Genomic DNA, 2,587 nt, shown 5'->3' with positions numbered 1-2,587 from the left:
ATCTAGTGGCGATCAATCATAATAACAATATCATGATATTGTTATTATGATTGATCGCCACTAGATTCCCCCGCGTTTTCAGCCCATTCTCAATCAGATTCCTTTCAGTTTTACCCTATAAATAAATCAACCTCCCCATAAAAATATATAAAATCATCTAGTTACAAGGGTGCCAAATTATCCAACCCCTGCGAAAGTAAGCTCGCTGATCAAACTCCTCGTCTTTCTTCAAGCAAGGGTAACTGCATATTTATATGTTTTTCAAGGCTACCCCCCCTAAATTATATGTTTCTCACCGGCCGATCATCGCTAGCCTGAATCGCACTCCCACCCAACTCATTTATCTCAGTCACAATGAGGTAAATTATTCTTCTATAAAAGTATAAATATAGAATTTTATGTATTAAACTAGCACAATACGATAAAATATTTCAATTGCGCACACCGCTGCGATTTCGCCTCGTTCGCATACCCGGACTTGCCAGATTCGGCGAATGTGACGCGTCAAACGTGAATATTAAGGATGTGCCCGCTTTGTCTGGTTGAGTTACCGGGAATAACCCGGCTCTTTAACGGGAGCGATGAGCCTCGCTGGACCACCGACGGCGCGCGATAAACTCCCGAAGGACGGGCAGAAAAAAGGCTTTACTGAACCGCCCCACAGGTGGCTCCGGCTCCAGGTATATGCGTGGATGGCGTCCCATCAACCGGAACTGAAATACGGCCGTTCCCGTCAACAAACACCGGCAGTTTCTCCTAGACGCCCGCAAGCGACATGGAAACACCGCGCTCTCCAACCAGAAAAGGTTTGGCAGGAAGTTCATCCGGAATACGCTCCAGTGCCTGCTCATCCGGCACGGGCTCGAGGTTGACACCTGCTTTCCGCGGTTCGCCGATCGATAGCGCCTCCGCCGTGTCACGTCCGATATGACCAAGCAGACCGACAATGTCTTGCGGAGAAACCTTGAGGCGCTGGCCGATCTCGGCAAGATGTGTTTCCGGAAGCAGATTGGCAAGCCAGGGCAGCAGCTTGGCAGCACCCACGGACCCTGAGCGCAGCGGCATGGTGAGCGACACCGGAAAGGCCGTGCGGCGTGCTTCCCAGCCCGGATCATAGTCCAACCTCCATTCGCCTTCAAAAGTCAGATGGGCGACAGGCAAGGTCTCGTAGTAGATGGTTGCCATCAATCAGCACCAAACATTGGCAAAAAGCCAAGGTCATCGTCCGGCGCGGCCGGCACAGCCTGGACCGTGTTGAGATCGCCGATCTCAATGCCGACGGTGCGCGCGACGATCAGGGCTTTTTCGAGCTGGCAACTCGGCTTGCCCGATTCAAGCTCGACGATGAAGCGTTCACCCGTTCCGGAACGGGCAGCAAGCCCGGTTTGCGTCCAGCCAAGAGATTTGCGTTTCTCCCTGATAGCGGCGCCGAAATCGCGTGCGGACCTGAACATCGTGAAGCTCTATCTCTTGTCTTACCGTACAGGACGTTTCAAAAAAAACGCATCGCTTCCCGATCGGTAAGTTTTTCACTTGATCGCACCAAATCATCCCGATCGGGAATTTGTGTGGGATCGCACCCACCGGGAGCAAAGGTCTTTTACTCGTATAAGGAGACTATTGTTTCATCAACATTGCCAGATAAACTACTACACCGGCACCCACAATAATCCTAATTTTCCTAATGAGAAACATCACATAAATCCATGATATTTAACCATAATATATCACGATTATAGCGGCATAATCTTGTTCTCCGCGCGTTCCGCCCTGATGCACTGGAATCCATTGGGTCGATTAAATGAAAAGCCGCCGCAAATGCCCCACTATAAGGGGCACGACTAGAACCTGCTCCGGCACCTGGCCGTCATCAACTGCTTTCGCGCCCGCCCATTCGAACGTCACATTCCAGCTTTACGATATGTTCATCGCAAACGGCCTTTACCAGCTCGAGCAGATGCGCGGTGCGCTCACCGAGCCAGACAAGCGCCTCTTCGCTAATCTCGAAATGTTTCGAATATCGAGCCTTCACATAGGCTTCATTGACCGTGTTAAACCACGCTCGTTGACGATGTTGATCTCGCGGAAACGCGTCGACCAGCCGAAGGTCCTGCTCCTCGGCAAGAGAGCGGAGGAACTTTATGTTGTGGGAGGCAGGCCCGTAGTTCGTAAGGGTTAACAATACACAAGAGTATGATTGCTCGAGCGCTTGGTGCAAACTGAAAGCCGCGAGGTTCCTCCATACATTGTCGCCTGAATTGACCATGTTGGCTTGGATGCCGGCGGTCACATGGAAAGCAACAGCCTCTGCGTAGCGCTGTTTAAAATGGCCCCTCGCCACCTCCAAACGCTCTTCAGCCGTCAAAAGTTTCGGCTCAGCGAGCGGCTCGCCATCAAGCTCATAGACAACGATGCCTTCCTTGCGGATATCCGAGAAGAAATAGTGGCCTTTCTTAAGCTCCGTGTTCACCTCGCGCAGAGAATGCACGATGAACTGCGTCGGTGTTTCGATGAAGCTGTCGCGGATGATCCGGTCGGCCGCCTTGTACCAGAAGGTCGCATGATCCGTCAGCTTGCGATTGTTGAC

3 protein-coding genes are annotated in these 2,587 nt (G+C 51.6%); all 3 read right to left on the bottom strand.

The annotated features are described in order from the left end of the window. Positions 1-756 precede the first annotated feature (756 nt). Complete coding sequence (locus tag DOU54_RS26245; RefSeq protein WP_286079968.1) at positions 757-1,185, bottom strand: HipA N-terminal domain-containing protein; 429 nt, start codon at positions 1,183-1,185, stop codon at positions 757-759. After that, entirely contained in the window at positions 1,185-1,454 is a 270-nt protein-coding gene (locus DOU54_RS26240) for a helix-turn-helix domain-containing protein (protein WP_113732123.1), read from the bottom strand. The genes DOU54_RS26245 and DOU54_RS26240 overlap by 1 nt, the downstream gene beginning before the upstream one ends. A 416-nt stretch (positions 1,455-1,870) precedes the next feature. After that, the coding region (locus tag DOU54_RS26235; protein ID WP_113732122.1) for a HEPN domain-containing protein at positions 1,871-2,587 on the bottom strand (717 nt) is incomplete at its 5' end.

This window comes from Agrobacterium sp. MS2, from assembly GCF_003261015.1.
Taxonomy (GTDB): Bacteria; Pseudomonadota; Alphaproteobacteria; order Rhizobiales; family Rhizobiaceae; genus Agrobacterium; species Agrobacterium pusense.
The sequence above is the reverse complement of the archived record's forward strand: the minus strand, read 5'-3'. Positions and strand labels throughout refer to the sequence as shown.